4 protein-coding genes are annotated in these 3305 nt (G+C 72.8%); 2 read left to right on the forward strand and 2 right to left on the reverse strand.

From position 1 onward, the window contains the following. The coding region (locus P3L51_RS35620; RefSeq protein WP_354609511.1) for a PspC domain-containing protein at positions 1-606 on the reverse strand (606 nt) is incomplete at its 3' end. Positions 607-772: 166 nt separating this feature from the next. On the opposite strand from P3L51_RS35620, the gene P3L51_RS35625 reads away from it, so the two are divergent. Together P3L51_RS35625 and P3L51_RS35630 are read left to right on the forward strand one after the other, a co-directional pair. After that, positions 773-2155 (forward strand): PspC domain-containing protein, encoded by a 1383-nt coding sequence (locus P3L51_RS35625; protein ID WP_354609512.1) that lies wholly within the window; start codon positions 773-775, stop codon positions 2153-2155. After that, complete coding sequence (locus tag P3L51_RS35630) at positions 2152-2874, forward strand: LuxR C-terminal-related transcriptional regulator (protein ID WP_354609513.1); 723 nt, start codon at positions 2152-2154, stop codon at positions 2872-2874. The genes P3L51_RS35625 and P3L51_RS35630 overlap by 4 nt, the downstream gene beginning before the upstream one ends. Positions 2875-2899: 25 nt before the next feature. Here P3L51_RS35630 and P3L51_RS35635 read toward each other — a convergent pair. Next, positions 2900-3305 (reverse strand): hypothetical protein (locus P3L51_RS35635; protein WP_354609514.1); only part of this gene is annotated, 406 nt, incomplete at its 5' end.

The raw sequence follows: 3305 nt of genomic DNA on the forward strand, positions 1-3305 counted from the left end.
GTCGGCCTCGTCGTCGGGACCCCACAGATAGCCGGGCGGCGACGTCGGCCCCGTCGTCCCGTCCTTGACGATCGGGTCGCGCCACCACGACGGACTGCCGGGCGTCGGCGGCGCCTTCGTCTCCGGGGGAGCCTCGGCCACGGCCGCCGCCGTCCCCGGGTCGAGCGGCCCGCCCTCCTCCGCGGTGGCGCGCCGCCGCTGCGACCAGACCGCCGCGCCGATGACGGCGATCGACAGCATCGTGGCGAAACCGAGCGTGTCACCGTTGTTGAGCGACGACAGGAACAGGCCGCAGCCCACGAGCGCGAGCAGTACGGCGATCAGGGAGGCGCCGTCGACGCGGCCCGACAACAGCCGGCGCAGCTCGTTCTCGTCCTCACCGTCGACCGGGACCAGCAGCCAGGCGAAGCCGTAGAAGATCAGTCCGATGCCACCGGTCAGCGTGAGCACGACGACGACGATCCGGAAGATGACCGGGTCCAGGTCGCAGTACCGCCCCAGCCCGCCGCAGACGCCCGCGACGACCTTCTGCCGCGGCGCGCGCACCAGCTGGGGAGCCGGTGGCTGCGGTGGCTGCGTCGAGGTGTGCGGTACGGACCGATTCATACGTCCATGGTGACGGCCCGGCCGCCCGGTCTCCACCCGTCCCGACCCTGGCCGGTCCCTGATATTCCGCGGCGGGCGGACGGGGGGTGTCAGGGTCGTTCTCGGGGCCGCTCTCAGGGCGCAGCCCTGATGCCAGGGCCCGCCCGCTCGTGTGACCATCAATGGCATGCCGGTCGCCACGCCCACCCCGCCCCCCTCGTCGTCCTCGCCGTCATCGGCCTCGGGACCGGCCTCGGGGTCGTCGGGCACGGCCCGCAGCCGCAGCCGCGCGTCGGGGACGGCACCCGGGGCCGACGCGCAGCCGCTGCGCAAGCTCTACCGCAGCGCGGACGGCAGGCTGCTGGGCGGCGTCGCACGCGGGCTCGCGGGCCATCTGGGGCTGCCGGTCGGCTGGGTGCGGCTGGTCTTCCTCGCCCTGTTCCTGGCCCAGGGACTGGGCGCGCTGCTGTACGCCATCTTCTGGATCGTCGTCCCGCTCGGCCTCGGCGGCACGCCCACCCGCTCCCGGCCGCTGTTCGAGACGACCGACGACGGGCGGCGACGGCTCCGTAAACCGGACCGGGGACAGACCTTCGCGCTCATCGCGCTGTTCGTCGTCGGGACGATCTTCGTCGCCAGCGCCGACCTCGGCCGCGGCGGCGCGGGGCGCTACATCTGGCCGACGCTGCTCATCGGCGCCGGTGTCGTCCTGGTCTGGCGCCAGGCGGACAACGCCCGCCGCGCGCAGTGGGCGTCGCTCTCGACCGACAGCAGGCGCCGCAGGATCTTCCAACTGGCGCGCGGTCTGGCCGGTGTCGCCCTCGTCGGCCTGGGCCTGACCGTCTTCATGGTCGTACGCGGCTCGGCCGCCCAGCTCGGCAACGTCCTGACGGCGGCCATCGCCGTCGTCGCCGGAGTCGCGCTGCTCGCCGGCCCCTGGCTCGTACGGATGACGCAGGACCTGTCCGACGAGCGCCTGATGCGCATCCGCGCCCAGGAACGCGCCGAGGTCGCCGCGCACGTCCACGACTCCGTCCTGCACACGCTCACGCTGATCCAGCGCAACGCCGACGACGGCGGCGAGGTCCGGCGCCTGGCCCGCGCGCAGGAGCGGGAGCTGCGCGCCTGGCTGTACAAGCCGGAGGGCACCGGCAAGGACGAGGAGAACGAGCCCGACACCCTCGCCGAGGCCGTCAAGGCGACCGCCGCCGAGGTGGAGGACTACCACGGCGTACCGATCGAGGTCGTGGTGGTCGGCGACTGCCCGCTCGACGAGAAACTGACCGCACAGATGCAGGCAGCACGCGAGGCGATGGTCAACGCCGCCAAGTACGGTGGCGAGGGAGGCGCCGTACAGGTCTTCGCGGAGGTCGATGGCCGGACGGTCTTCGTCTCCGTACGGGACCGGGGACCCGGGTTCGATCTGGACGCGGTGCCGGACGACCGGATGGGCGTACGAGAATCGATCTTCGGCCGGATGGAACGCAACGGCGGTACGGCGAGGGTGCGTTCGGCCCCCGACGGGGGCACGGAAGTGGAGCTTGAGATGGAGAGGGCGGCGGACGCATGACCGGCACCAGCGGGACGACGGGCACGAGCGGCGACAGCGGCGGGGGAGAGGCCGAGGCCAGGCGGGTGCGGGTGGTGCTGGTCGACGACCACCGCATGTTCCGGACCGGCGTACAGGCCGAGATCGGGCAGACCGCGACCACGGGCGTGGAGGTCGTCGGCGAGGCCGCCGACGTCGACCAGGCCGTCACGGTCATCACGGCGACCCGCCCCGAGGTCGTCCTGCTCGACGTCCACCTCCCCGGCGGCGGCGGCGTGGAGGTGCTGCGCCGCTGCGCCCCGCTGATGGCGGCGGCCGAGGACCCGGTGCGCTTCCTGGCGCTGTCGGTCTCCGACGCGGCCGAGGACGTCATCGGCGTCATCCGCGGCGGTGCGCGCGGCTATGTCACCAAGACGATCACCGGCACGGACCTGGTGGACTCGATCTTCCGCGTCCAGGACGGCGACGCGGTCTTCTCACCGCGCCTGGCGGGCTTCGTGCTCGACGCGTTCGCCTCGACGGACGCGCCGCCGGTGGACGAGGACATGGACCGTCTCACGCAGCGCGAGCGCGAGGTGCTGCGGCTGATCGCGCGCGGTTACGCGTACAAGGAGATCGCGAAGCAGTTGTTCATCTCGGTGAAGACGGTCGAGTCCCATGTCTCGGCGGTGCTGCGCAAGCTCCAGCTCTCGAACCGGCACGAACTGACGCGGTGGGCGACGGCGCGCAGGCTGGTGTGAGCCTTCCTTGTGAGGAGGCGGCGGGTCAGCTTGAGCAGAGCCATTCGGTGACGTAGTCGCGGCCGTCGTCGTGGTGCATGAGTCCCCGGACGCACTCGCCGCGCTCCGTGTCGAGCGTGCCGTGAAGCGCGGCCGAGCCGTCCTCTGTACGGAGGGTGCCGAACCAGCCCGGGAACGCGGTGATCCGGGCGTCCTTGCGCTGGTAGCCGAGCTGGAGTGCGGGCGGCGTGGCGGTCCTCGTACCGGTGTCGTGCCGTACGTAGCGCGTCGTGAACGTCCCCCTGCCGCCCACCGGGCCCTCGACGCAGAGCCGGCCGCCGGTCAGGTCGCCGCAGCCCTTCGGGGTGACGCCGACCGGGGCGAGGACGAGCAGCGCGCCGAGGGCGAGGACGGCCGCGTGGACCCGGCTGTGTCGCATGGCGTTCATCGTG

The organism is Streptomyces panacea, from assembly GCF_040560175.1.
GTDB classification, from domain to species: domain Bacteria; phylum Actinomycetota; class Actinomycetes; order Streptomycetales; family Streptomycetaceae; genus Streptomyces; species Streptomyces panacea.

Bases quoted from the DNA above. Each gene is read 5' to 3' on its own strand.
- P3L51_RS35625 (WP_354609512.1), top strand. From the start codon at position 773: ATGCCGGTCGCCACGCCCACCCCGCCCCCCTCGTCGTCCTCGCCGTCA.
- P3L51_RS35630 (WP_354609513.1), top strand. From the start codon at position 2,152: ATGACCGGCACCAGCGGGACGACGGGCACGAGCGGCGACAGCGGCGGG.